The organism is Lentzea sp. HUAS12 (assembly GCF_024125735.1).
Taxonomy (GTDB): domain Bacteria; phylum Actinomycetota; class Actinomycetes; order Mycobacteriales; family Pseudonocardiaceae; genus Lentzea; species Lentzea albida.
In genome coordinates this window covers 7,084,029-7,108,412 of record NZ_CP099738.1, presented here as the reverse complement: position 1 = coordinate 7,108,412, position 24,384 = coordinate 7,084,029, and the positions used below count along the sequence as shown (strand labels likewise).

The window sequence follows — 24,384 nt, the reverse complement described above, 5'->3', positions numbered from 1 at the left end:
GAACTACGGCGCGGCCACGACCTGCCTCCGCCCGCGCTGCTACCGCTCGCGCGGCAGCAGCCCCCGTAGCGCCGTCTCCACCACCTGCTCCGCGTACTCCCTGGTCAGCGGCGCCGTCCGCTGCAACCACCGGTTGAGGATCGGCCCCCAGATCAGGTCGATCGCCACCTCCAGGTCCACGTCCTCGCCGATCTGCCCCGCCTGCTGGGCCGACCGCAGGCGGGCCTTCTTGAGCTCGCGCATCGGGTTGTCGAGGCGGGTGGCGTAGTCGGCGGCCAGGGCCGGGTCCAGCACGATCTCGGTGTTGAGGGCTCGCATCGCCTGGTCGAGGCGGTCGTCGTTCAGCTCGTCGACGGTGGCCCTCAACACCAGCTTGAGGTCTGCCGCCAGGTCGCCCGTGTCCGGGAGGGCCGCTGCCTCGCCGTCGCCCGCGAGGTCGAGGAACGCGTCGAAGAAGAGCGCGCCCTTGGAGGGCCACCAGCGGTAGATGGTCTGTTTGCCGACGCCCGCTGACTTGGCGATGCGCTCGATGGTGAGTTTCGCGTACCCCACCTCTCCTACCTGGTCTATGGCGGCGGTGAGGATGGCTCGCCGGACGGCGTCGTTGCGCCTGGTGGGGTCTGGGGCCGTGGACACGGGGTGAACCTATCAAATGGCGAGACGAGACGTCTCGTCTTGACAGACCCGATCTACCCGTGCAGACTTCCGGCCAACGAGACGAGACGTCTCGTCTCGCCATAGGGGAGGAACACGAATGACTGCCTCAGCTCGCGTTTGGTTCATCACCGGTGCCAGCCGTGGTCTCGGCCGTGCGTTCACCGAGGCGGCCCTGGCCGCCGGCGATCGGGTCGTCGGGGTGGCTCGGGACGTCAGCACGCTCGACGAACTCGTTCAGCACCACCCGGAGCGGTTGCTGGCGTTGAGCCTCGACGTGACCGATCGGGACAAGGTGTTCGAGGTCGTCGGGCAGGCCGTGGAACGGTTCGGGCGGCTCGACGTCGTGGTGAACAACGCCGGGTCGCTGTTCAGCGGCATGGTGGAGGAGTTCACGGAGGCCGAGGCCCGGGCTCAGATGGAGCTCAACTTCTTCGGCGCGTTGTGGGTCAGCCAGGCGGTGGTGCCGCACCTGCGCGAGAGCGGTGGCGGGCACCTGCTGCAGGTGTCGAGCATCGGTGCGCTGGGCGGGTTCGCGAGCACCGGGTTGTACAGCGCCAGCAAGTTCGCGCTCGAAGGCATGAGCGAGGCGTTGGCCGCGGAGGTCGCGCGGTTCGGGATCAAGGTGACCATCGTGCAGCCCGGCGGGTACTGGACCGACCTCTACACGAGCAGCCGGGCGACCGAACCCAGCGCCGTCTACGACGAGCTGCGGGAGGAGTTGCAGAAGATGTGGGCCGAGGGGTCGGTCGACAGCGAGCCGCGGCTGGCGGCGGACGCGGTGATGCAGCTGGTCGGCAGTGACGAGCCGCCGCTGCGGCTCCTGCTCGGGAGCATGGTCTACGACGTCGCGTTCGACATCTCGCGGCGGCGGATGGAGACGTGGGCCGCCTGGGAGGAGACGAGTCGTGCCGCTGAGAAGGCCGTTCCGAACCCGGTTGCCTGAACGGCTCACCGCCGGGGGTGCTGGTCAACGGAACCGGGCTCCGCTAGAACCGGACTGTGCTGCACGACCCGCTGACGGGGCTGCCCGGACACGCGTTGCTGCTCGATCGCCTGGAGCAGTCGCTGATCCGCGCCCGCACCAGGGGCACGCTCGTCACGCTGGTCCTCGTCACCGGGCCGGACGACCTGCTGCGGACGGCGAAGGCCCTGCGGCAGAACCTGAGGCCGGACTTCACGGTCGCGCGATGCGGCGACGCGGTCCTCGCGGTGCTGGCCGAGCACGACTTCGGGGACGGGTCGCCGATCGCGGAGCTGATCAGGCAACTGGCCGGGGAGGGGCCGCACGTCCACTGGGTGACGAGCGACGGGGACGCGGAGCCCGAGCAGGTCCTCCGGACAGCGCGAACTCCCCCGGAACGGCACTGAGCCCCGGCGACACCGTCGTGTCGCCGGGGCTCAGCCTCTTACCGGAGGAGGGTGGTGCGAATGCGGGGTGTTACAGCGAGCCGGTCACCGTCTGGAACAGGTTGGCCGGGTCGATCATCGAGAGCGCCGGGGCGCCCAGCGGCAGCTGCGGCAGCGCGCGCTCGCCGGCCTTCGGGGCCAGGCCCTGGGTCGGGTTCAGGTTCAGACCCGAGAGCGAGGCCGGGCCGTCGACCGGGAGGGCCGGCAGCGAACGCTCGGTCGGCAGCGCGGGCAGCTGCACCGGCACCGGCAGGGCCGGGGCGGTCACCGGGAGGGACGGCAGCGAACGGCCGGTGGCGCCGGCGGGCACCAGGCCCTGGGCGACCTCGAGCACCTGGGCCAGGGGCAGGCCCTGGACGTTCGGGGTGATGCTGCCGGTGCCACCGTTCAGCGGCAGCGACGAGCGCTCCTGCGCCACACCGGGCAGAGCCGGGGTGGGCAGCTGGCCGGTCAGCGAGGTCAGGTCAGCCGGGTTGGGCAGCTGGTTGACCGGGAGCTTGCTGTCGAGGCCGTGGAACGCCGGGACCTCGTTGGCCTTCATCAGGCTGTCGACGCCCTTGGGGAGCTCGAGGCCCTTGAGCTGCGTGGCGCGCAGGGTGCCGGCGTCCTCGCCGGTGAGCTGCGTGTCGTCGCTGACGCCCTCGGTCACGGCCTGGCCGACGACCTCGACGGGGATGCGCGCGACGTTCGCGGCGGCCTCGACCGGGACGGTCATCTCGCGGGCGGTCAGCGGTCCGCTGCCCTCCGTGAGCATCTCGCCGCCGGCCTGGGTGTACGACGACTTGTCCGTGACCGTCGTCGCGTTGCCCGCGACCGCGACCGCGTCCGCGTACACGCCGGCGACGGCGTTGGCGGGGACGTGGATCAGGTTGCCGGAGACGGAGGCGTCGTCGGCCGAGGTGTAGCTGTCGTCACCGGAGATGACCTTGGTGTCGGTCACCACGTCGGAGTTGGTGATGCCCGCCGCCGCGACGGTGTTGCCCGGAACGGCCGGGAGCACGGCCGGCTGCGCGCCGATCAGGTTGCCCGAGACCGCGCCCTGGTCACCGTCGCTGTTGACGTCGCCACCGGCGACGGACGACAGCGAGTTGGTGGAGAAGGCGTCGACGTTGCTGCCGCCGCCGACCGACCAGCCGAGCACCTGGGTGCCCGTGGCGACCGGAGCCGAGACGGCGTTGCCCGCGATGGAGCCCTTCTCGCCGGTCGTGATGGCGTCGCCGCCGGCCTTCATGTCGGTGGCGTTGTCGCCCTTGGTGACGTTGTTGCCCACCAGGGTCACACCGTCGGCGAAGACCTGGGCCGGCGTCGAGGTCGGGACCTGGACGATGTTGCCGGCGACCGAGCCCTTCTTGCCGGTCGCGTGGGGGTTGTTGCCCGCCTTGACCGTGGTGTCGTTCGACGTGTCCGAGAAGGTATTGCCGACCAGGCCGGCGGTCACCGCGAAGACCTGCGGCGCGGCCGCGGTCGGGGCGGTCACGATGTTGCTGGAGACCGTGCCGTGGTCGTCCTCGGTGTTCGGGGTACCGCTGGAGCGGACCTCCTTGACCTCGTCGGCCGAACCGGTCGCCTGGCCACCGAGGGTGGCGGCGAGGCCGTAGACCTCGGCGGGCGTCGCGACGGGGGTCGACGCGATGTTGCCGGAGATGACGGAGTCGGTGCCCGTCGTGCCCTGGTAGCCCGAGGTGATCGACTTGACGTCGTTCTCGCAGGTGCCCGCGGCCTGGCCGGCCAGCGTCGCACCGTTGCCGCACACGTCGATGGCCGTGGCCGGCGGGACGTCCGCGATGTTGCCGGACAGCACCGAGTGGTCGCCGACCGTGTAGGCCTCGCCACCGGACTTCGAGTAGGACTCGTTGGCGTGGTCGGTCAGCGCGTTGCCGACGATCGACGCGCCGTTGCCGCCCGCGGAGGTCGGCAGCGCGATGGGCGCGCCGGCGATGTTGCCGGACGCCGTGGAGCCGTCGCCGAAGGTGTGGATGATGCCACCGGCGACCGACTCGTTGGTCGTCTCGCTGACGGCGGTCGCGTTGCCACCGGCGGCGGCCGCGTTGTCGTCGACCGTGACCGGGCCCGAGAGGGCGGGCGCCACGACGTTGCCGGCCAGCGTGGCCGGGTCGCCGTTGGTGTCGGTCTTGCCACCGGCGTACGCGGTGCCGGACTGCACCGAGTCGGTGGTGGCGTTGCCCGCGGCGCCGGCCGCGTTGCCGTTGACCTCGGCCAGCGGGGCCAGGGCGACGGGCACGGTGTTGCCGGAGATCGAGCTGTTCTTGCCGCTCGTCAGGACGTCGCCCTCGGAGGAGGCGAACGTGTCGGCGGTCGAGTTGGCCTCGGCGATGCCGGCCGCACCCACGCCGTTGCCGGTGATCTGGACCGGGGTCGCGCCGTGCTCGGCGACGACGTTGCCGGAGATGGCGCCCTTGTCACCGTTGGTGGTGATGTCGCCGCCGGTCGTCGAGACCTGCTCGGCCCTGGTGTTCGTGGCGGCGTTGCCGCCCGCCCCGATCGCGTTGCCGGTGATCTGGACCGGGAGGATGTGGTTGACGGCCACGACGTTGCCGGCGAGTGCCTGGCCCGCGCCGTCCGTGACGATCGTGCCGTCGCGGTGGGTGTGCTGCTGGCAGTCGGCGGTCGCCTCGGTGTTCGCGAGGACCGCGATCGCGTTGCCGCAGATGTTGATCGGCACATCGACGTGCGCCTGGATCGTGTTGCCGCGCACCACGTTCTGCATCGGCGTGTTCTGCAGGCGCTCACCGGCCTGGCGGACGAGCGGGTTCGCGACGGGCGCTGCCGTGCGGGTCGGCACCACGCTGGTGACGCGGTCCGTGCTGATCGTGCGGTCGATCTTGGGGAGGGTGACTTCCCGGACCGGCGTGGCGAGCTTGTTCTGGTCGGCCTTGATCGGGATCGCGGCCGCGACGTCGACGGCCGGAGGCGCGGCGTCCGGGTCGACGTTCTCCTGGGCAGAAGCGATGCCCGTACCGAGCATCAGCAAACCACCAGTGACAAACGCGGTCTGAAGTCCGCGCTTTGCCCAGGTCTGCATTAGAACTCCTTCATTGGGTTTCCCGTCCAAAACGACGGGGGCTCAAAGGGGGCGGGGCCGAAGCGCGCAGGGGAAGGCGCGCCATCACCGGGGGAGTCGCACGCGGTGATCGACCGAATTGAGCGCAAGAAAAAAGCGCGACGGTCGACTTCCGGACAGCCAGGGGAGGAAGGGCTGTCGCGGACCGCGCGCTGGAATCAGTCGGGGTTGATACCGGGCTGCTTGCCCGGCGTCACGGTGACCTCGTCGGTGGACGGCGCGAGAGCGCGCGTCGACGAGATGCCGTGAGCGTTGCCGGACGCAGCGAGAGCAGCGATGGCGCTGCCCTTGGCCGAGCCAGACCCGTCGTGGCACGAAGAGCACTGCACCGGCGCGGGGGCCGGGACGGGCAGCTTCGGCATCGGGGTGCTCGGCAGGGACGGGAGCTGCTCGGAGGGCACGACGAAGTCGTTGTGCTCCAACAGATCCGTCCACGAGGCACCGGACACGCCGGTGACCTGCGGAACCACCGGAGCCGACGACTGGACGGCTTCGGTGGCGGGAACGGCCGGGGTCTCCGGGAACGTCACGTCCAGCATCCGCTCGGTGGCGGGGGCTTCGGACTGACCGATCCGGGAAACCTGCGGCACGATGTGCGAGACGATCTGTTCGACCGCCTGGGAGACCTGCATTTCCGGCAGAGCGGCGCGAGCCTTCTCGTGCTCGGTGCGCAGGGTCTCGTCGATCTTGTGAACCGCCGTGGCGGCGGGGGTGACGACCGGCAGCTTCTCGTCGGTCTTCGTGACGAGCTTGCTGATGACGTCGACCTGCTGCGCCTCGGCGGGCGCCACCTCGTCGGCCGCGTGAGCCGCCGACGTGCTGAGCACCCAGGCAACCGCGGTGCCCGCGATCGCACCACCAACCGCGAGCAGCGCTCGGGTGGCGAAACGGCGCACGCCGTTCGCTCCCGTCTTCGCTCGCAGATCAGCGGACAACGCAGGAAACCTCGCTACTCGGTGGCACTCAAGGGATTTCGCCGACGATCATGCTGATCAAGTCGACGTCGGCGACTCTGCCAGTCCATCCACCCCGAATGCACGCTCTGAGCGCTCGGTTAACTACATCGTGTGAACGCCTTCCCCTGCCTCACACCCGCTTCAGCACGCGCGCCGCACCCGCCGCCGCGGTCGACGCGAGGATCCACCCGACGGCCACGAGCAGCGCCGATATCCATTGCGACGCACCGGTGAACTGCCACTTGCCGTCGTGCCCGAAGTCGATGATCGGGATCAACAGGTCGAGCGCGAGGAGCGCGGCGTTCCACACCGGGTCCTCGTCCTTGTTGAGCTTGACCATGGGGTGCCAGGTGAACCAGAGCGCGCCGAAGAGCCAGAACACGGCGAGCCAGCAGATCGCGAGCCACGGCCGGTAGCCGTAGCCGACCGTCCACCGCTGCACCGCGCCCCACACCCGTCCCGCGCGGCCGAGTTCGGAGTAGCGGCGGCGTTGCTTCTCCAGCTGGACCTTCTGCGCGAGTTCCTCCTCACCGCCCTGCTGGTAGACGGCGGCGAGCTGTTCGTACGGCCCTGGCGCGAAGTCCGGCTGCACCTTGACGAGCCACTCGAGCCGCGTCTGCACGGGCACGTCCGGGTCGGCGGTGATGCCGGCGAACTCGAAGTCGTCCACGGCGACGCCGCCCTCGGCGTCCCACAGGCCCGGCCCGTCGGTCACCGACACGGCCTTGAGGCGGCTCAGCACCACCTTCCCCTTGGGCTGCTGGCCCGCGGGGATGTGCAGGCGGAACTGGTGGACCGTCAGGCCGTAGGCGTTCAACGCGATGTCGGCCGCGGTCGAGCCGAGGTGCGAGTCGCTGAACGTCGCCATCTTGCCGACCTCGCCCAGGCGGATCCGCACGCCGCCGACCGCGGTGAACCCGCGGCTGCACAGGAGGTCCTTGCCGATCGTGATGGCGCGGGCGTCGAGCGACGGCTTCTGCGTCCCGTTCGGACGCAGCCGCGGGAGGGTCAGCTCGGCGCCGGAGAGGTCGAGCGTGGAGCCGATGTTCGCGTTCTGCAGGCGGATCGAGCCCTTGGCCCTCAGCTCGCGCAGGAAGAGCGTGCCGCCGACCTGGAGGCGGTCGGCGAACAGGACGTCGATGCCGGGCCCGTGCAGCGAGACGCCGGACATGCTGGCGCTGCCCATGATGTGCGCGTTCGACAGCCGGACCTGGCCGTAGGTGCGCAACGCGGGTGACCGGGTGCCGCCGCCGTTGACGGCGCTGCGGGCCTCGACGTCGCCGCGGACCTGCATGCCGTCCGCGTGCAGGGCGACCGGGATGCGGTTGGTGACGTCGCCCGCGAGCTCCTCGGCGACCTCGCGCGGGCCGATCACCGCGCCGCACAACCTGAGGTAGCCGCCGATGCTCGCGTTGGGCAGCCGGACGGTGCCGGTGCTCGTGAAGCCGTCGTCGAGCTCGAGGTTGCCCTCGACCCGGATGCGGTCGGCCACGAGCGTCGCGGCCTCGTCGGCGGACCCGTGCGGCAGGACCAGGACCTGGTTGTCGACGCGGTGGGTCGAGTTCAACCGGGCGCCGGTGAACTCGAGGTTCCCGCCGACGCGCGCGCCGTCGAACAGCACCCTGCCGTCCGCGGTGAACCGGCCGCCCTCGGCGTTGCAGAAGACGTTGCCCGCGACGACGATCCCGGACGCGTCCAGTGCGTCCTTGCCGGCGTTGATCAGCCGGGCGCCGCCGAGGTGGACGCTGCCGCCGATCGCCGAGCCCCGGAGCCGGACCTCGCCGTTCGCGCGCATCGCGATGGCCTGCACGGAACCGCTCACCCGCAGGCGCGCGCCGAGCAGGGCGTGGTCGGAGTCGGAGCGCAGCACCGCGCCGGCCAGCCGGAGCGTGCCGTCGACGGCGGCGTCGGTGAGGTCGACGGTGCCGGTGCTGGTGAACCCGGCCTCCAGGACGAGGTCGCTGAACACCCTGAGGTTGCGGCCCTGCAGGCCCGGCACGCGGGTGCCGCGCAGCCTCAGCCCGATGAGGCGGGCCATGCGGAGGTCGAGCGGTTCCTCGAACGTGCAGTGGGTGAGGTCGATGACCCGCGTGACGCGGGTGCCCTCGAGCTCGAACTTCCCCGTGATCCGCGCGTTGCGGAGCCTCAGAGCGGGTAGTCCCTTGCGCGGAACGCGGTACATGCCGGTCAGCAGTCCGGTGAGCACCTCGCCGCGAGCGCTCTGCCCGGTCAGGTCGATCTCGGTCCCGCCCGCGTAAGCCGCCGCGACCTGGCGCTCGACATCGGTCAAGTCATCCGGCTTGATCACTTCGTCCTCCCCTGACGAGTCGGATCATCCCTGGTGGAGTTCCGGCTTGGCGAGGGTCCGAACAGTTAACGTGAGGTCCATGAGCACGCCGGAGTCGGAGATCAGCAACCGCGTTCCGAAGTTGCTGCGGGTGAGTGCCGCGCTGAGCTGGCGGTTCGTCGTGGTGGTCGCCGCGCTGTACGTCGTGGCCTACGTCTTCGGCTACCTCGCGTCGATAGTGATCCCCGTCGCCATCGCGCTGCTGCTCGCGGCGCTGCTGTCGCCGGGTGTGTCGAAGCTCGTCGAGTGGCGGGTGCCGCGCGGCGTCGCGGTGACCGTGATGATGATCATCGGCCTCGGCGTCCTCGGCGGCGTGCTGACGTTCGTGATCAGCGAGTTCTCCCGCGGTCTGCCCGAGCTGCAGACGCAGGTGGCCGCCTCGCTCGACACCATCCAGACGTGGCTGAAGGACGGGCCCGCCCACCTGTCCGACGCGCAGCTGCAGAACTACGTCAACGAGATCGTGAAGACGATCAAGGAGAACCAGGCCGAGATCACGTCCGGCGCGCTGACGACCGCCGCGACCCTCGGCGAGGTCCTGACGGGCCTGCTGCTGGCGCTGTTCACCCTCATCTTCTTCCTGCACGACGGCGACGGCATCTGGCGCTTCGTGACGCGTGCGGTTCCTCGCGACGTGCGTCAGCGTGTGGACGTGGCCGGCCGTCGCGGGTTCGGCTCTCTCGTCTCCTACGTGCGCGCGACGGCGGTGGTCGCGATCGTCGACGCCGTGGGTGTGGGCATCGGCCTGGCGATCATCGGCGTGCCTCTGGTGGTTCCGCTGTCGGCGTTGGTGTTCCTCGGTGCGTTCATCCCCATCATCGGTGCGGTGTTCACGGGCGCCGTGGCCGTGTTGATCGCGTTGGTGACCAACGGACCGATCGCGGCCCTCGTGGTGCTGGCGGTTCTGATCGGCGTGATGCAACTGGAGTCGCACGTGCTCCAGCCGATCCTGCTGGGCCGCGCGGTCAAGCTGCACCCGCTGGCCGTCGTGCTGGCCATCGCCGGCGGCCTGGTGACCGGCGGCATCGCGGGCGCGCTGCTGGCCGTACCGTTGCTCGCGGTGCTGAACTCGGGCATCCGGTCGCTCGTGTCCGACGCGGACGCCGACCAGAACCCGGAGAAGGTCGACGTGCTGAACCCGCAGGACACAGCGCCGAAGGACGACACGAGCGAACGGGTCAAGGAGCTTTAGCGCGGTGCGGACCGGAACCTTCGACTACACGATCAACGGCAGGGGCACGGTCGCGTCGGCGGTCGACCTGATGGCGGACGTGCCGCGGCTGGTCACGATGCACCCGCTGGCCGTGCGCGCGGAGGCCGTACCGCCGCCGTCGCCGGAGGTCCTGCGCAGCACCGCGGTGACGTCGCGGCTCAAGTTCGGGCCGGTGGGCATGCACATCACCTACCGCGCCGACCTCGTGGTGCGGGGCGAGGACGAGGTGCTCACCGTCGCGCACCAGCAGCCGCGGACGACGTTGACCAGCCACGTGCGGGTGGCGGAGGTGGGGGACGACCGGGTGCGGATCAAGGTCGTCGTCACGTTCGAGTGCCCCGCGCTGCTGTTCTCCTACGCGTTCGGGAAGGCGCGGTTCGCGCACATGCACATGGCCACGCAGATCTCGAGTCACCTGAACCGCTAGGCCATCGAGACGAGGTTGCGGCCGTACGCCTTGGCCGCCAGCAGGGCCGCGTCCGCCGCCACCAGCAGGTCCGGCAGCTCGTACCCGAACCGGGTCGTCGTCGCCACGCCTATGGACACCGTGAGGCCGCGTAGCTCGTGCGGCAGCCCGTTGGTGGCCATCGTGGGCACGCGGAGGTTCTGCACGGCCGTGCGCACGCGTTCGGCCACGATCTCGGCCTCGTCCGGGGTGGCCTCGGGCAGCAGGACGACGAACTCCTCGCCGCCGAACCGGCCGACGAGGTCGCCGCGGCGGACGGTGCCGCGCAGCAGCAACGAGATCGCGGCCAGGGCGGCGTCGCCCGCCAGGTGGCCGACCTCGTCGTTGACCCGTTTGAAGTGGTCGAGGTCCAGCAACATCACCGCCATCGGGCGGGTGCGTCCGGAGCCCTTGGTGAGTTCGTAGCGGGCGCGGCTGTCCCAGTGCACGGCGTTGGCGAGGCCGGTCTTGGCGTCGCGCTGGGCCGAGCGGCGCCACTGGGGGAGTTGGGCCGCTCGTTCCAGCAGGGCGAGAGGTGGGCCCGCGATGAGGGCGTGGATCGCGTTCGACTCCGCCACGCAGCCCATCAGGCCGCCGATCGACACGGCGACGATGCCGAGGACGGCGTCGATGGGTTCGCCGACGTTCTCCTCGAAGGTGGCGTCCGGGCGGCGGAGCTTCAGGCCGAACGCGATCAGGGCGGCGCGGAGGATCAGCAGCGCGCTGGCGCCGAGCGTCATGATCAGCAGGTTCGCGCGCGGGTCGACCCAGCCGAGCAGGTAGCGGGTGCCGAAGACGGCCAGGGTGGTGGCGCTCAGCGTGAACAGCCAGCGGTGGGTCTCCGGGCGTTGCGCGAGCAGGCAGTGCAGTGCCGGGCCGAACAGCAGGAGCACCATCAGGTTCGGCGGGAGGGCGATGATGCCCGCCGTCAGGTACGAGAGGTGCGCTGCCCACGGGTTGCGTTCGGTCTCGCCGAGGCGGTGGCTGTAGATGGAGCTGCCGATGACCACGGCACCCGCCGTGCCCGCGATGGCGGCGAACCTGGCGATTTCGGAGGGTGACGGCGTTTCGGAGGAAACGATCGCATACGTGACCGTGGCGAAAGCTGCGGCGTCGATCAACAACCAGTAGCAGAGCGCGGGCCGCCGCAAAGTCCACAACGGCCAGTCGCGCACCCTCATTCGCCCTCCCCCGAACCCGGAGAGCGTCGCACATTCCTCCGTTCGGCAGAAGACGGCCACCTGGGGGTTAGCCAGCACACGTTCACGCGGCAGGATGGTGCTCGAAAGGAGCACAGCGTGCGCAACGAGCCTGCCGAACGTGTGACGAAGGTGATCGAAGACCCGGCCACGCCCCTGTGGCGCGGGACGATTGCGCTACGCATAGTCACATTCCTCTTCGCCGCGGTGAACGTCATCGAGAACCACTCCGGGTACGTCCGGCCGTGGCTCGCGTGGGTGACGCTCGGGGTGATGGCGCTGTGGTCCGTCTTCACCAGCCGCGCCTACAGCACGACGTGGGGCAGGCGGTGGCCGATCGTGCTCACCGACCTGGTTCTGACCTGCGGTCTCATGTCGCTGTCCCAGTTGATCATGTCCGACCACCAGCTGCTGACCCTGAACGTCCCGCTGATCACGACGATCTGGGCGTGCGTGCCGGCCGTGGCGCTGGGCGCGCTCGGTGGGGCGTACGCGGGTCTCGCGGGTGGGCTGGCGGTCGGCCTCTCCACCTACCTGTCGAAGGGCGTGCCGAGCCTCGACCTGCTGCGCGACGTCGTGCTGCTGGGTGGCGCGGGCATGGTCGTCGGCATGGCCTCGGCCACGGCACGGCGGTCCGCGGTGCTCCTCGCGCAGGCCTTGAGGGCCGAAGCGGCGACGGCGGAACGCGAGCGGCTCGCCCGCTCGATCCACGACAGCGTGCTCCAGGTCCTCGCCCGCGTGCGCAAGCGCGGCCTGGAGGTCGGTGGCGAGGCCGCCGAGTTGGCGAAGATGGCCGGTGAGCAGGAGGTGGCGCTGCGGAACCTGGTGGCCGCCGCTCCCGTCGACTCCACTGTGGATGGAGAGATCGACCTGCGCCCCGGGCTGCAGGTCCTCGCCACGCCCAGGATCCAGGTCTCGACGCCCGCCACGCAGGTGATGTTCGCGTCCGCCGCGGCCGTCGAGCTCACGTCGCTCGTCCGCGAGGCGCTGTCCAACGTGGACAAGCACGCCGGCGAGGACGCGCGGGCCTGGGTGCTGCTGGAAGACCTCGGTGAGGAAATCGTGCTCAGCGTCAGGGACGATGGTCCGGGGATCCCGGAAGGCCGGATCGCGGTGGCCGCCGCGGAGGGCAGGATGGGGATCGAGAAGTCGATCAAAGGCCGGGTGGAGTCGCTCGGCGGAACGCTGGAGCTCCAGACCGGGCCGGGGGAGGGCACGGAGTGGGAGGTTCGGGTGTTCAGGAAGGGGGCGGCAAGGTGACGGTCTCGGTGATGGTCGTGGACGACCACCCGATGTGGCGCGAAGGCGTTGCGCGTGATCTCCAGGAGCGCGGCTTCGAGATCGTGGCGACGGCGGGCGACGCGCCCTCGGCCGTGCGCATCGCGAAGGCGGTGCGGCCGAACGTGGTCCTGATGGACCTCAACCTCGGCGAACTGTCCGGGGTGGACGCCACCGCGATGATCACCAGCGAGCTGCCGGAGACGCGGGTGCTCGTGCTGTCCGCGTCCGGCGAGCACGACGACGTGCTGCAGGCCGTGAAGGCGGGCGCGTCCGGCTACCTGGTGAAGTCCGCGTCCTCCGAGGAACTGGTCGAGGCCGTCTCCCGGACCGCCGCCGGCGACGCGGTGTTCACGGCCGGGCTCGCGGGCCTGGTGCTGGGCGAGTACCGGCGCATGGCCGCCGCGCCGGACGACTCGGAGGAGAAGCCCCAGCTCACCGACCGGGAGACCGAGGTGCTGCGGCTGGTGGCCAAGGGCCTGACCGCACGACAGATCGCGAACCGCCTGGTGATCTCCCACCGCACGGTCGAGAACCACGTCCAGTCGACTTTGCGGAAACTCCAACTGCACAACCGGGTGGAGCTGGCGCGTTATGCCATCGAGCACGGTCTCGACGCCGAACCGGAGGCAGAGAAATGACAGACCCGAGAGAGTTACGCGTGTCCGACGCGGAACGTGAGCACGTCGTCAGCCTGCTGAACAAGGCGGTGGGCCGGGGCATGATCACGCTGGACGAGTTCACCGTCCGCACGGACACCGCACTGGCGGCCAAGACGCGCGCCGACCTGAACGGTGTGCTGGTCGACCTGCCCGGCATGGTCAACAACGAGCTGGCCCGCGAGCGCACCGAACTGAAGAACACGATGAGCACCACGACCCGCAAGGGCCACTGGGTCGTGCCGAACGAGCTCGTCATCCGCAACACCCTCGGCACCACGAACCTCGACTTCACCGCCGCCGAGGTGCCGCCCGTGGTCAACGTCGACCTGGACGTGTCGCTCGGCACCGTGAAGATGCTGTTGCCGCCGGGGGCGTCGCTCAACTTCGACGCCGTCGAGATCACCGCCGGTGAGGTGAAGGACAAGGTCCGCAACACCGCCGGCAGCCCGCACTTCCAGCTCAGGGGCGTGGTGCGCGGCGGGACCGTGGTGATCAAGAAGAAGCGCTGACCCCGCTCGTCAGCCGTGCGCAGAGGTCGTCGAGCACGTTCGCGGCCCGAGCGAGCCCGATGTGGTCGAAGTAGTCCCGCGACTCGACGATCAGCCCGTCGCGGACCCGCAGGACGATGACACCCGGCACGGCCCAGCCGTCGCCGCGGTAGGTGAACTCGCCGACGACCACCTCGGGATCGGCCGTGTGGTGCACGCGCACGTCCTCGACGCGGAACCCGGACGCGGTCGGCCGTCCCGCCGCGGCGAAGTGCTGCCGGAGTGCCTCCCTGCTCAGGAGTGGTGTGTCGCCGAGCGGTGCCATCGGGTGCCGCACGTCGGTCTCCTCCGCGTAGTACCCGGCCAGCCGGTCGACCTGGTCGCGATCACCGTCGCGGAGCCGCCGAACGCTGTCGAGCAGGGCGCGGAACACGTCTTCGGGAGTTCGCATCGAGCACCTCTCAATCGGAGTCTTCACTCCGGATAATACGGAGTCGCCACTCCGGATATCAAGGCGCTAGTGGCCGCCGGACCGCCGCGAGGGAGGATGGGCGGATGCGGAGCGACGCGCGGGCGAACCGGGACCGGGTGCTGGCCGCCGCCGAGGAGGTCTTCGCCGAGTCGGGCGGCGCCGGCTCGACCGAGGAGGTCGCGCGCCGGGCCGGGGTCGGGATCGGCACGGTGTTCCGGCACTTCCCGACCAAACAGGCGCTGGTCGAGGCCACTGTCGTCCGGCACCTCACCCTGCTCGCCGACACGGCTCGGGCGCGGGGTGAGGCCACCGACGCCGGGGCGGCGTTCCGGGAGACGTTCCGCGAGATGGTCTTCGGCGCTCCGGCGAAGATCGCGCTCCTCGCGTTGCTGGAAGCGCCCGCCGGCGAGGCGCTGGCAGCGGCCGCCGCTCTGCGCGAGGCCGTCGCGGACCTGCTGTCCCGCGGCCAGCAGGCGGGCGAGGTGCGCGTGGACGCGACGGTGGACGAGGTGTACGTGCTGATCACGGCACTGGCCAACGTCCGCGGTGACCGCGCTGTCCTGGAGAGGGCGGTCGGCGTGGTGCTCGACGGACTGTCCCCGCAGGCCTCCTGATCTGCGGCGGGACCCGTCACCCCGCAGGATCGAGGCATGCGATGCCTCGTGACCGGCGCGACCGGATACCTCGGCGGACGGCTCGTGCCCCGGCTCCTGGCCGAGGGGCACCAGGTCCGCTGCCTGGTGCGGTCGCCGGAGAAGCTGCGGGACGTCCCGTGGGCCGCTGACGTCGAGATCGTGCGCGGAGACGTGCTCGGCGACCTCGACGAGGCCATGCGGGACGTCGAGGTCGTGCACTACCTGGTGCACTCGTTGCAGTCGAAGGACTTCGCCGACGCCGACCGCAAGGCCGCCGAGAACACGGCGGCCGCCGCCGAACGCGCCGGGGTCAAGCGGATCGTCTACCTGGGCGGACTGCACCCCGAGGGCACCAAGCTGTCGCCGCACCTGGCCTCCCGCAAGGAGGTCGGCGACGTCTTCCTGCGGTCGCGGGTGGAGGCCGTCGTGCTGCAGGCGGCGGTGATCATCGGGTCGGGGTCGGCGAGCTTCGAGATGCTGCGCTACCTCACCGAACGGCTGCCGGTCATGGTGACGCCGCGCTGGGTGCACAACCGGATCCAGCCGATCGCCGTGCGGGACGTGCTGCGCTACCTGATCGGCGCGACGACGCTCGAGGGCCACAACCGCACGTTCGACATCGGCGGCCCGGAGGTGCTGACCTACCTGCAGATGATGTTCCGCTACGCCGAGGTCGCCGGCCTGCCCAGGCGCCGCGTGCTGCCCGTGCCGTTCCTGACGCCGCGCCTGTCCTCGCACTGGGTCAACGTCGTGACGCCGGTGCCGAAGTCGATCGCGCAGCCGCTGATCGAGTCGCTGGTGCACGAGGTGGTGTGCCGCGAGAACGACATCCACGAGGTGCTGCCCGGCGAGAACATCGGCTACGAGAAGGCCGTGGAGCTCGCGCTCGACAAGATCCGCGACGCCGACGTCGAAACGCGCTGGTCGGGCGCCTCGCTGCCGGGTGCGCCGAGTGAGCCGCTGCCGAGCGACCCCGACTGGTCGGGTGGTTCCGCCTACGTCGACGAACGCGAGAGGCACACGACGGCGAGCCCCGAACGGCTGTGGGAGGTCGTCGAGGGCATCGGCGGCGAACGCGGCTGGTACTCGTTCCCGCTGGCCTGGGCCGTGCGCGGGTGGATGGACCGGCTGGCCGGGGGTGTCGGGCTGCGGCGCGGGCGGCGGGACCCGCACCGGCTGAACGTCGGCGAGGCGCTCGACTGGTGGCGCGTCGAGGAGATCGAGCGGGGGCACCTGCTGCGGCTGCGGGCCGAGATGAAGGTGCCCGGCAAGGCGTGGCTGGAACTTCGAGTGGCGGGCGGCGAGGGACACGGGTCCACTTACCGCCAACGCGCCGTGTTCGTGCCCAAAGGGCTCGCCGGACACCTCTACTGGGCGGCCGTCTGGCCGTTTCACGGCGTGGTGTTCAACGGCATGGTGCGCAACATCGCCAATGAAGCTGAACTGCACAACAACTTCAGAAAGTCCTGATGGACTGCACAAGCAGCAAAGGGTGAGACTTCCCGCATGAAGGCTCTCGTCAAGGTCGCCGCTGGGCCTGGACTCGAACTGACCGACGTCCCCGACCCCACACCGGGTCCGACGGACGTGCTGGTCAGGGTGTTGCGCACCGGCATCTGCGGCACCGATCTGCACATCGACTCGTGGGACGACTGGGCCGCGACCAACATCAAGGCGCCGCTGGTCCTCGGGCACGAGTTCGTCGGCGAGGTCGTCGAGGTCGGCGCCTCCGTCACCGGCGTGAAGGTCGGCGACCTGGTCAGCGGCGAGGGCCACCTCGTCTGCGGGACCTGCCGCAACTGCAAGGCCGGCCGCCGCCACCTCTGCGCGAACACGCGTGGTCTCGGCGTGCACTCCAACGGCGCGTTCGCGCAGTACGTCGTGCTGCCCGAGCAGAACGCCTGGGTGCACCGCACGCCCGTCGACCTGGACGTGGCCGCGATCTTCGACCCGTTCGGCAACGCCGTGCACACCGCGCTGAGCTTCCCCGTCATCGGCGAGGACGTGATCATCACCGGCGCCGGCCCCATCGGCATCATGGCCGCCGCCGTCGCCAAGCACGCGGGCGCGCGCAACGTCGTCATCACCGACATCTCCGAGCACCGCCTGGACCTCGCCCGCAAGGTCGGCGTCGACCTCGCCGTGAACGTCTCGCAGATGACGATCGCGGACGCCCAGGCCGAGCTCGGCATGGCCGAGGGCTTCGACGTCGGCATGGAGATGTCCGGCAAGCCGGTCGCGATGCGCGACATGATCGCGAACATGGCCCACGGCGGCCGCATCGCGATGCTCGGGCTGCCCGCGGACGAGTTCTCCGTCGACTGGAGCAGCGTCGTGCTGAAGATGCTGCACATCAAGGGGATCTACGGCCGCGAGATGTTCGAGACCTGGTACTCGATGACCGTGCTGCTGCAGCGCGGCCTCGACCTCGCGCCGGTGATCACCCACCGGTACGACCACACGCAGCACGCGGAAGCGTTTGCGACCGCGCGCGAAGGCAAGTGCGGCAAGGTCATCCTCGACTGGACGGGAGCCTGATGTACGGCGAGCTCAAGAACGACCTCCTCAAGACCATCGGGGAGATCAGGGAGGCCGGGCTCTACAAGTCCGAACGCGTCATCGCCACCCCGCAGAACGCCGCCGTCAGGGTCGGTTCCGGTGACGAGGTGCTGAACTTCTGCGCCAACAACTACCTCGGTCTCGCCGACCACCCGCAGCTCATCGAGGCCGCCAAGAAGGCCCTCGACGACTGGGGCTTCGGCATGGCCTCGGTGCGGTTCATCTGCGGCACCCAGGAGCCGCACAAGGAACTGGAGCGCAAGCTCAGCGAGTTCCTCGGCACCGAGGACACGATCCTCTACAGCTCCTGCTTCGACGCCAACGGCGGCCTGTTCGAGACGCTGCTCGGCGCCGAGGACGCGATCATCTCCGACGAGCTGAACCACGCCTCGATCATCGACGGCGTGCGCCTGTCGAAGGCTCGCCGCTTCCGCTACAAGAACCGCGACATGGACGACCTGGAGCGCCAGCTCAAGGACGCCTCCGACGCCCGCTACCGCCTCATCGCGACCGACGGCGTCTTCTCGATGGACGGCTACCTCGCGCCGCTCGACGAGATCTGCGACCTGGCCGAGCGCTACAACGCCCTGGTCATGGTCGACGACTCGCACGCCGTCGGCTTCACCGGCCCGACCGGCCGCGGCACCCCGGAGCTGTTCGGCGTGCAGGACCGCGTCGACATCGTCACCGGCACGCTGGGCAAGGCACTGGGCGGCGCGTCCGGCGGCTACACGTCCGGCCGCAAGGAGATCGTCGAACTGCTGCGCCAGCGCTCGCGCCCGTACCTCTTCTCGAACTCGCTCGCGCCGTCGATCACCGCGGCCGCCATCGCCACGCTGGACATGCTGTCGTCGTCCACGGAGCTGCTCACCCAGCTGCGGTCGAACACCGAGCTGTTCCGCCGGCGGATGACCGAGGCGGGCTTCGACCTGCTGCCAGGTGAGCACCCGATCATCCCCGTGATGATCGGCGACGCGGCGGAGGCGGCGCGGCTCGCGGACCTGTTGCTGGAGCAGGGCGTGTACGTGATCGGGTTCTCGTACCCGGTCGTGCCGCACGGCAAGGCGCGCATTCGCACGCAGATGTCGGCTTCACACACCACCGAGGACGTTAACCGCGCTGTCGACGCGTTCATCGCCGCACGGGAGAAGATGTAAAGGTAGGACTTGTACCGGCTCCAAGAACTACTTCCTTCAGGCACATTCGGAAGGAAACAATGGAGCCGGTACGGGTTCTGCTTCTACTTTCGTCGGCATGCCACGACGAAAGTCCAGTGTGGTGGGACGCGAGTTCGGTGACGCCGTTCGGCGGATCATCGACCAGACCGGCTTGACCCACCGCAAGATCGCTGAAGAACTCGGCTGGGACGAAGCGAAGCTGTCCGACATGGTCCGCGGCAAAGGCGGCGTGACCGAAGCCGAAGTGATGCAGCTGCTCGGCTACTGCCGCGTCAAGCCGGACGTGACCCGGCACCTGCTCGCGCTGTACCGCGAGACTCGGGTGCGCGGGTACCTAAAGTTCCCTGATGACCGGGTACCCGCACTCCTGGAGCAGGAACGCCTGGCCAACGAGATCACCGTCTGGTCTTCGCTCCTCATCCCGGGTCACCTCCAGACCACCGACTACATGCGTGCGGCCATCGAGGGAGTGGTTCGCCCGGAGGCGGTCGACTACGAAGAAGTCATCGCCGCGAAGCTCGAACGCCACAAGCTCTTCCACTGGAGCCGCACGTTCGTCTTCTACATCCACGAATACGCTCTCCGCCTCCCGGTAGGCGGACCGGACGTGATGAAAGACCAATACATTCACCTCCTGGGGATGGCGCAGCGTTCTTACGTCACCGTGCGAATCGTGCCGGCCGCGATCGGCGCCCACGCCGGTGTTTCAGGGTCATTCATCCGCCTCGGCTACGAGAAGTTCGAGCCCGTGGTCTTCCTGGAGGGCGAAAACTCCGGTCTTTTCCTCGAAGACCCGGCCTCACTCGCCGTCTACGCATCAGTGGTGAAGCGGCTCGACGATCAAGCTCTGAATCCGGAAGAATCGAGGCAGCTGATCACCGGCATCCTGACCTGAGGAGACGCATGTCGACCTGGCGCAAGAGCTCCTACAGCCCCAACTCCAGCGACTGCGTCGAGGTCGGCCGGGGCGTCGGCATCCGGGACAGCAAGGCGCCGGCCACCCATCTGCCGGTTTCCGTCGAGGCCTGGTCGGCGTTCCTCCGTGATGTGACGCGCGTCACCACACAGTAAGAATCGGCCCGGCCACCGCACTTCCTGTCGTGGAGGACTTCTCGGCCGTCTACCGCGAGTGCTACCCGCGGGTGCTCGCCTATGCCGCGAGCCACGCGGGGCCAAGGCTCGCGGAGGACATCACCAGCGAGACCTTCACGATCGCGTGGCGCAAGTCCGGTCAGATGCCGTCGAACGCGCTCCCGTGGCTGCTCGGGATCGCCCGCAACCTCGTCCGCGCCGCCCACCGCCAGACGACGACCTACGAGCTCACCGACTTCCCGGCCGACGACGACTTCGCGGTGATCGAGCTGCGGGCGGCGTTGTCGAGCCTGTCGGAGGCCGACCAGGAGGTCCTCACGCTGATCGCGTGGCACGGGCTGGCGGCGGCCGAGGCGGCACAGGTGCTGGGGTGCACGACGGCGACGTTCTTCGTGCGGCTGCACCGGGCTCGGCGGCGGTTGCAGGCCGCTCTGTGGACTCCGAAATTCGACAGTGCGAGGGAGTCATGGAAGACGTCCTGAAAAGTCTGGCCGAGGCCAGGCCGCCTGTTCCTGAGGTCGACGCCGCCCGGATGGAACGCGACCTCGCGCGGATCGTCACGTTGCCGAGGGAGAGGCCGGTTCGGAAGCAGTTCGTGCGGCGGTTCGCACCGTTGGCTGTCGTCGCTGCCGTGATCGCCCTTGTGGTCGTGGCGCTGCCTGCGCCCCCTCAGCCCGTGCAGCCTGCTGCGCCAACCCCGTGGTGGCGGGTGTTGCGGCAGCAGTCGTCGTTGATGGTCGTCGGGGAGCCGGCGAAGCCTTACGTCGTGCGGTTCGGCTCCAAGACCGATCAGTGGCAGGCCGGGAACCGCGAGATCGCGGTGGTGCAGAAGGACGGCGAGGTCAAGCCGTACTCGCGGGACGACGACGCCGCGTGGGAGGCGGCGGGCCGGCCGGAGGTCGTGCCCCAGCTCGGCGGCAGCCGGTCGGTGCGCATCGGTCCGATGGCGCCCGCGGTGCAGGAGTCCTACGTCAGCGGACTCTCCCTGACCTCCGCCTACTGGGAGCGGCTGGAGTCGTTCGACGACCTGCCCGCGGACCCGGCGGGCATGAGGGCGAAGTTGCAGCCCGAGGAGAAGGGCGCCTACGAGCTCGCGGACCTCGTCATGGCGGTGATGATCGCCAACGTGCGCGACGACCAGCGGCGGGGAGGGTTCGAGCTGCTCAAGTCGCTCGACGGGGCGCGGTACCTCGACCACGTGCGCCTGCCCAACGGCGGGGAGGGCGTCGGGGTGGCGATCCCCGCACCGCCGCAGTTCCAGTTCAGCGGCGTCGAGACCTGGTTCGTCATCAACCCCGGCACCGGCAAGCCGGTCCTCAAGCGGAACGTCCTCACCACGCCCCAGCACGGCCTTCCCGTGAACACGCCGATCTCGGAGGAGCAGTACTTCCTGCTGGAGAGGACGAACGTCGAGCCGGTCCTGCCGCTGGGCGTCCCCGTGAACGGCAAGGTGGAATCCCCCATCATTGAGCGGTGATCGACCCACGACGGCTCCGCGTCTTGCGCGCGCTGGCCGACCACGGCACGGTGACGGCCGCGGCCGCCGCGCTGCACCTCACGCCGTCGGCGGTGTCACAGCAGCTGGCGGCACTGGAGTCCGAGGCGGGACATCCGCTGTTGGTGCGCAAAGGCCGTCGCGTCTCGCTGACGCCGGCCGGGTCGTTGCTCGTCACGCACGCCCACGTCGTCGCCGCGGAACTGGAACGTGCACAGGCCACTTTGGACGCTCTCGCCTCCGGCACGGCGGGCCGGGTGGCGGTGGCGGCGTTCGCGTCGGCGATCACGCAGGTGGTGGCGCCGGCGTTGGCGGCGTTGAAGGAACGGTCGATCGAACTGTCCGTGCGCGACGCCGAGGGACACGAGAGCGTGCGGCTGCTGCTCGACGGCGAGATCGACGTGGCGATCACCGAGGAGCACCGCACGACCGAGCGCTTCACCCGGTTCCCGCTGTACACCGAGCCGTTCGACGTCGTGCTGCCGCCGGGGCGCGAGGCGTCCGGGCCGGTGGACCTGGCGTCGCTGGCCGACGAGGACTGGGTCGTCACGCTGCCCGGCAACCCGTTGCGCGACGTCGTGGAGATGGCGTGCGCGCAGGCCGGGTTCACGCCGCGCATCCGGCACACGTCAGACGACTTCCGCGCGATCGAGGCACTGGTCGCGGCGGGCGCGGGGGTGGCGCTGGCGCCGCGCAACGCGGTCAGCGGGGTGAAGGCCGTGCGGCGGGCCGTGGCGGGCGTGGCACCCCTGCGACGGGTGGTGGCGGCGGTGCGGCAGGGGTCGGAGGACCACCCGCTGATCAGGGCGGTGCTGGACGAGCTCCGGCCCTAGCGGATTACTTCACGCTTGAAGTCATGTACGGTTGACTTCAAGCGTGAAGTCATTGGAGGCAATCGTGAGCAAGCCGGAGTTCTTCGCCACCCCCGGATACGGCGAGACGCAGCTGGAGAACATGCGCTACAGCCAGGCCGTGCGCATCGGCGACCGGGTCGAGATCTCGGGCCAGGGCGGGTGGAGCGACGAGTTCGAGTTCCCCGAGTCGCTCGAGGACGAGATCGTGCGCGCGTTCGACAACGTCGAGCGCACCCTCGCGACGGCGGGTGCGTCGTGGACCGACGTCGTGCACGTGAACTCGTACCACGTGCTCGGCGGCGACACGTTCGACGACCACAACCGGGTGATGGTCGCGCAGTTCCGTGAGCGGATGGGTGAGCGGGCGCCGATCTGGACGGAGAGCGGGGTCACCGCGCTCGGGCACCCGAAGATGCGCATCGAGATCCGCGTGACGGCGATCAGCTAGACGCGGGGGAGGTGAGCGGCGACCTCGTGACCCAGACGACGGAGATCACCGCCGTGTTGCCGGCGCCGTCGGCGCCCTTCTTGCCGCCGCCCCCGCCGTCCAGCGGGATGACCTTGCCGTTCTTCGTGATGAACCGAGTCATGCGACCACAACGCGGGGGCCGAGCCCCCGCGTTGATCACACGATCGGGTGGGACCCCTAGTGCGGGGCGCGGGCCGCGAGCTTGGCCGAGGCCGGGTCGCCCGCCGCCATTGCGCCGCGGGCGGCGAGCTGGCAGATGTCCACGCTGGTGGTCGCCAGCTTGGCGCCGACGCCCGGGAGTGCCGTGTGGTTCATCGAGAGGGACGTGATGCCCATGCCGATGAGCACGCACGCGAGCAACGGGTCGGCCGCTGCCTCGCCGCACACGCCGACGGGCTTGCCGGTGGCGGTGGCGGCCTCGCCGACCAGGGCGATGAGGCGCAGGAGCGCCGGCTGCCACGGGTCGTTCAGGGCCGCGACTCCGCCGAGCTGGCGGTCGGCCGCGAAGACGTACTGCGCCAGGTCGTTGGTGCCGATGGAGATGAAGTCGACGACCTGCAGGATCTCGCGAGCCGACAGGGCGGCGGACGGGACCTCGACCATGACGCCGGCTCGCTTGATGCCGGCGGCGCGGGCCCGTTCGACGAACCAGGCGGCTTCGGCGGCGGTGGCGACCATCGGGGCCATGACCGACACGTCCGCGCCCGAGGACGCGGCCGCGGCGGCGATGGCTTCGAGCTGGCGGTCGAGGATTTCGGGGCGGTCGAAGGCGACGCGCAGGCCGCGGACGCCCAGGGCCGGGTTGGGCTCGGGGTCCGGGTTCAGAAACGCCAACGGCTTGTCCGCGCCCGCGTCGAGGGTGCGCACCACGACGGGTTTGCCCGCAAACGGCGCCAGCACCGCTTCATAAGCAGCAGTCTGTTCAGCAACGGTCGGTTCCTCCGCCGCGTCCAGGAAGCAGAACTCGGTGCGGAAGAGGCCGACGCCCTCCGCACCCGCGGCGGCAGCGGCTGCCGCGTCGGCCGGGGAGCCGACGTTGCCGAGGACCTTGACGCGGTGGCCGTCCTTGAGCGCGCCGACGCCGTTCCACTGGGCCTTCTGGCCGGTGCCGGCGGCGCGGACCTTGCCGTCGGACTCGCGGATCTGGCCGGTGTCGCCGTCGACGTCGAGAGAGGTGCCTTCGAACGCCAGGATGCCGCGGCACGCGACGACGGCCGGGATGCCGAGCGAACGGGCGAGGATCGCGGTGTGGGAGGTGGGGCCGCCCTCCTCCGTGACCAGGGCGAGGACCTTCGACGGGTCGAGACCCGCGGTGTCGGCGGGCGCGAGGTCGCGGGCCACCAGCACGGACGGGGAGGTCAGGTCGGGGACGCCGGGCGCGGCCAGGCCGAGGAGTTCGGCCACCACGCGGTCGCGCACGTCCTGGACGTCGCGGGCGCGTTCGGCCATGTACCCACCGGCGGCCTGCAGCGCGGAGATGAACTTCGCGGCGGCCTGGTGGACGGCGCGGGCCGCGGGCAGGGACTCGTCGGACACGAGCTTCTCGGCGGACTTGATGAGCGACGGGTCGCCCGCCATCGCCGCCGTGGTCTCGAGAACGGCGCGCGCGTCGCCCTCGACCGTCTTCGCGCGCTCCATCAGGCGCTGCGCCACGACCTCCGTCGCCGGGCGGATGCGCGCGGCCTCGGCCGCTGTATCCGCGGGTCGGGGACCCGCGGGAGGTTCGGGAAGGGCCTCCGCGACCCTCACCACGGGACCGGTCGCCCGGCCGCTGCTGACACCGACACCGCTGAGCCGCGTGCTCGACATGGTCTAGACCATACCCTCCGACCGTACACCCAGGACAGTTCAGTGTGCCCAATGGAACGCCCGCGCGTGGAGTAGGCCGTTCGGAGC

General features: G+C 70.2%; 25 protein-coding genes. 17 read left to right on the top strand and 8 right to left on the bottom strand.

What is annotated here, in order from left to right; genetic code table 11:
• Window positions 1–39: 39 nt before the first annotated feature.
• Window positions 40–636, bottom strand: coding sequence for a TetR/AcrR family transcriptional regulator (locus ND450_RS32880; protein WP_253322232.1), 597 nt, complete (start codon window positions 634–636; stop codon window positions 40–42).
• Between the two features lie 118 nt (window positions 637–754).
• Here ND450_RS32880 and ND450_RS32875 point away from each other — a divergent pair, with 118 nt between their 5' ends.
• Window positions 755–1,600: an SDR family oxidoreductase gene (locus ND450_RS32875; RefSeq protein ID WP_253322231.1), complete on the top strand. Its 846-nt coding sequence runs from the start codon at window positions 755–757 to the stop codon at window positions 1,598–1,600.
• Window positions 1,601–1,656: 56 nt separating this feature from the next.
• A complete protein-coding gene (locus tag ND450_RS32870) occupies window positions 1,657–2,025 on the top strand; it encodes a GGDEF domain-containing protein (RefSeq protein WP_253322230.1) in 369 nt (122 codons plus the stop codon).
• A gap of 70 nt (window positions 2,026–2,095) precedes the next feature.
• On the opposite strand, the gene ND450_RS32865 is transcribed toward ND450_RS32870, so the two are convergent.
• From ND450_RS32865 to ND450_RS32855, 3 genes are all read right to left on the bottom strand, one after another.
• On the bottom strand, window positions 2,096–5,050 hold the full coding sequence (locus ND450_RS32865) for a chaplin family protein (RefSeq protein ID WP_253322229.1): 2,955 nt from the start codon (window positions 5,048–5,050) through the stop codon (window positions 2,096–2,098).
• Window positions 5,051–5,304: 254 nt separating this feature from the next.
• Window positions 5,305–6,081, bottom strand: coding sequence for a hypothetical protein (locus ND450_RS32860; RefSeq protein ID WP_253322228.1), 777 nt, complete (start codon window positions 6,079–6,081; stop codon window positions 5,305–5,307).
• 151 nt (window positions 6,082–6,232) lie between these two features.
• Window positions 6,233–8,410, bottom strand: a complete 2,178-nt coding sequence (locus ND450_RS32855) for a translocation/assembly module TamB (RefSeq protein ID WP_245786701.1) — start codon at window positions 8,408–8,410, stop codon at window positions 6,233–6,235.
• 79 nt (window positions 8,411–8,489) lie between these two features.
• Between ND450_RS32855 and ND450_RS32850 the strand changes: the two genes are divergently transcribed.
• Together ND450_RS32850 and ND450_RS32845 are read left to right on the top strand one after the other, a co-directional pair.
• Window positions 8,490–9,641: an AI-2E family transporter gene (locus tag ND450_RS32850; RefSeq protein WP_253322227.1), complete on the top strand. Its 1,152-nt coding sequence runs from the start codon at window positions 8,490–8,492 to the stop codon at window positions 9,639–9,641.
• Window positions 9,642–9,645: 4 nt separating this feature from the next.
• Complete coding sequence (locus ND450_RS32845; RefSeq protein ID WP_253322226.1) at window positions 9,646–10,089, top strand: SRPBCC family protein; 444 nt, start codon at window positions 9,646–9,648, stop codon at window positions 10,087–10,089.
• Here ND450_RS32845 and ND450_RS32840 read toward each other — a convergent pair.
• Window positions 10,086–11,288, bottom strand: a complete 1,203-nt coding sequence (locus ND450_RS32840) for a diguanylate cyclase (protein WP_253322225.1) — start codon at window positions 11,286–11,288, stop codon at window positions 10,086–10,088. The genes ND450_RS32845 and ND450_RS32840 overlap by 4 nt on opposite strands.
• Window positions 11,289–11,405: 117 nt before the next feature.
• On the opposite strand from ND450_RS32840, the gene macS reads away from it, so the two are divergent.
• From macS to ND450_RS32825, 3 genes are read left to right on the top strand one after another with little or no spacing between them, the layout of a single operon-like run.
• The gene (macS, locus tag ND450_RS32835; protein WP_253322224.1) at window positions 11,406–12,566 is read left to right on the top strand and encodes a MacS family sensor histidine kinase; all 1,161 of its coding nucleotides are present in this window, start codon (window positions 11,406–11,408) and stop codon (window positions 12,564–12,566) included.
• An 11-nt stretch (window positions 12,567–12,577) separates the two neighbouring features.
• Window positions 12,578–13,225, top strand: a complete 648-nt coding sequence (locus ND450_RS32830) for a response regulator transcription factor (RefSeq protein WP_089927531.1) — start codon at window positions 12,578–12,580, stop codon at window positions 13,223–13,225.
• A 20-nt stretch (window positions 13,226–13,245) separates the two neighbouring features.
• On the top strand, window positions 13,246–13,755 hold the full coding sequence (locus ND450_RS32825; protein WP_253322223.1) for a DUF1707 domain-containing protein: 510 nt from the start codon (window positions 13,246–13,248) through the stop codon (window positions 13,753–13,755).
• Here ND450_RS32825 and ND450_RS32820 read toward each other — a convergent pair.
• The gene (locus ND450_RS32820) at window positions 13,739–14,185 is read right to left on the bottom strand and encodes a nuclear transport factor 2 family protein (RefSeq protein WP_253322222.1); all 447 of its coding nucleotides are present in this window, start codon (window positions 14,183–14,185) and stop codon (window positions 13,739–13,741) included. The two genes, ND450_RS32825 and ND450_RS32820, sit on opposite strands and share 17 nt — an antisense overlap.
• Before the next feature lie 104 nt (window positions 14,186–14,289).
• Between ND450_RS32820 and ND450_RS32815 the strand changes: the two genes are divergently transcribed.
• The 10 genes from ND450_RS32815 (at window position 14,290) to ND450_RS32770 (ending at window position 22,467) form a co-directional block, all read left to right on the top strand.
• Entirely contained in the window at window positions 14,290–14,820 is a 531-nt protein-coding gene (locus ND450_RS32815; RefSeq protein WP_253322221.1) for a TetR/AcrR family transcriptional regulator, read from the top strand.
• A 36-nt stretch (window positions 14,821–14,856) separates the two neighbouring features.
• Window positions 14,857–16,311: an SDR family oxidoreductase gene (locus ND450_RS32810; protein WP_253322220.1), complete on the top strand. Its 1,455-nt coding sequence runs from the start codon at window positions 14,857–14,859 to the stop codon at window positions 16,309–16,311.
• Window positions 16,312–16,347: 36 nt separating this feature from the next.
• The gene (gene tdh / locus ND450_RS32805) at window positions 16,348–17,379 is read left to right on the top strand and encodes an L-threonine 3-dehydrogenase (protein WP_253322219.1); all 1,032 of its coding nucleotides are present in this window, start codon (window positions 16,348–16,350) and stop codon (window positions 17,377–17,379) included.
• Window positions 17,379–18,557 (top strand): glycine C-acetyltransferase, encoded by a 1,179-nt coding sequence (locus ND450_RS32800; protein WP_089927473.1) that lies wholly within the window; start codon window positions 17,379–17,381, stop codon window positions 18,555–18,557. The genes tdh and ND450_RS32800 overlap by 1 nt, the downstream gene beginning before the upstream one ends.
• A gap of 97 nt (window positions 18,558–18,654) precedes the next feature.
• Complete coding sequence (locus ND450_RS32795; RefSeq protein ID WP_253322218.1) at window positions 18,655–19,473, top strand: helix-turn-helix transcriptional regulator; 819 nt, start codon at window positions 18,655–18,657, stop codon at window positions 19,471–19,473.
• 8 nt (window positions 19,474–19,481) lie between these two features.
• Entirely contained in the window at window positions 19,482–19,649 is a 168-nt protein-coding gene (locus ND450_RS32790; protein ID WP_253322217.1) for a DUF397 domain-containing protein, read from the top strand.
• A gap of 29 nt (window positions 19,650–19,678) precedes the next feature.
• Window positions 19,679–20,152, top strand: coding sequence for an RNA polymerase sigma factor (locus tag ND450_RS32785; RefSeq protein WP_253322216.1), 474 nt, complete (start codon window positions 19,679–19,681; stop codon window positions 20,150–20,152).
• Window positions 20,137–21,147 (top strand): hypothetical protein, encoded by a 1,011-nt coding sequence (locus tag ND450_RS32780; RefSeq protein ID WP_253322215.1) that lies wholly within the window; start codon window positions 20,137–20,139, stop codon window positions 21,145–21,147. Before ND450_RS32785 ends, ND450_RS32780 begins: the two co-directional genes overlap by 16 nt.
• Window positions 21,144–21,998: a LysR family transcriptional regulator gene (locus tag ND450_RS32775; RefSeq protein ID WP_089927454.1), complete on the top strand. Its 855-nt coding sequence runs from the start codon at window positions 21,144–21,146 to the stop codon at window positions 21,996–21,998. Before ND450_RS32780 ends, ND450_RS32775 begins: the two co-directional genes overlap by 4 nt.
• 64 nt (window positions 21,999–22,062) lie before the next feature.
• On the top strand, window positions 22,063–22,467 hold the full coding sequence (locus ND450_RS32770) for a Rid family hydrolase (RefSeq protein WP_253322214.1): 405 nt from the start codon (window positions 22,063–22,065) through the stop codon (window positions 22,465–22,467).
• Here ND450_RS32770 and ND450_RS32765 read toward each other — a convergent pair.
• A complete protein-coding gene (locus ND450_RS32765; protein ID WP_253322213.1) occupies window positions 22,460–22,609 on the bottom strand; it encodes a hypothetical protein in 150 nt (49 codons plus the stop codon). The genes ND450_RS32770 and ND450_RS32765 overlap by 8 nt on opposite strands.
• 56 nt (window positions 22,610–22,665) lie before the next feature.
• Entirely contained in the window at window positions 22,666–24,297 is a 1,632-nt protein-coding gene (ptsP, locus tag ND450_RS32760) for a phosphoenolpyruvate--protein phosphotransferase (RefSeq protein ID WP_253322212.1), read from the bottom strand.
• Between the last annotated feature and the right edge of the window lie 87 nt (window positions 24,298–24,384).

Coding starts and splice junctions, on each gene's coding strand:
- ND450_RS32875 (WP_253322231.1), top strand. CDS start 755: ATGACTGCCTCAGCTCGCGTTTGGTTCATCACCGGTGCCAGCCGTGGT.
- ND450_RS32865 (WP_253322229.1), bottom strand. CDS start 5,050: ATGCTCGGTACGGGCATCGCTTCTGCCCAGGAGAACGTCGACCCGGAC.
- ND450_RS32850 (WP_253322227.1), top strand. CDS start 8,490: ATGAGCACGCCGGAGTCGGAGATCAGCAACCGCGTTCCGAAGTTGCTG.
- ND450_RS32840 (WP_253322225.1), bottom strand. CDS start 11,288: ATGAGGGTGCGCGACTGGCCGTTGTGGACTTTGCGGCGGCCCGCGCTC.
- ND450_RS32830 (WP_089927531.1), top strand. CDS start 12,578: ATGGTCGTGGACGACCACCCGATGTGGCGCGAAGGCGTTGCGCGTGAT.
- ND450_RS32820 (WP_253322222.1), bottom strand. CDS start 14,185: ATGCGAACTCCCGAAGACGTGTTCCGCGCCCTGCTCGACAGCGTTCGG.
- ND450_RS32815 (WP_253322221.1), top strand. CDS start 14,290: ATGCGGAGCGACGCGCGGGCGAACCGGGACCGGGTGCTGGCCGCCGCC.
- ND450_RS32810 (WP_253322220.1), top strand. CDS start 14,857: ATGCGATGCCTCGTGACCGGCGCGACCGGATACCTCGGCGGACGGCTC.
- tdh (WP_253322219.1), top strand. CDS start 16,348: ATGAAGGCTCTCGTCAAGGTCGCCGCTGGGCCTGGACTCGAACTGACC.
- ND450_RS32800 (WP_089927473.1), top strand. CDS start 17,379: ATGTACGGCGAGCTCAAGAACGACCTCCTCAAGACCATCGGGGAGATC.
- ND450_RS32795 (WP_253322218.1), top strand. CDS start 18,655: ATGCCACGACGAAAGTCCAGTGTGGTGGGACGCGAGTTCGGTGACGCC.
- ND450_RS32790 (WP_253322217.1), top strand. CDS start 19,482: ATGTCGACCTGGCGCAAGAGCTCCTACAGCCCCAACTCCAGCGACTGC.
- ND450_RS32780 (WP_253322215.1), top strand. CDS start 20,137: ATGGAAGACGTCCTGAAAAGTCTGGCCGAGGCCAGGCCGCCTGTTCCT.
- ND450_RS32765 (WP_253322213.1), bottom strand. CDS start 22,609: ATGACTCGGTTCATCACGAAGAACGGCAAGGTCATCCCGCTGGACGGC.
- ptsP (WP_253322212.1), bottom strand. CDS start 24,297: ATGTCGAGCACGCGGCTCAGCGGTGTCGGTGTCAGCAGCGGCCGGGCG.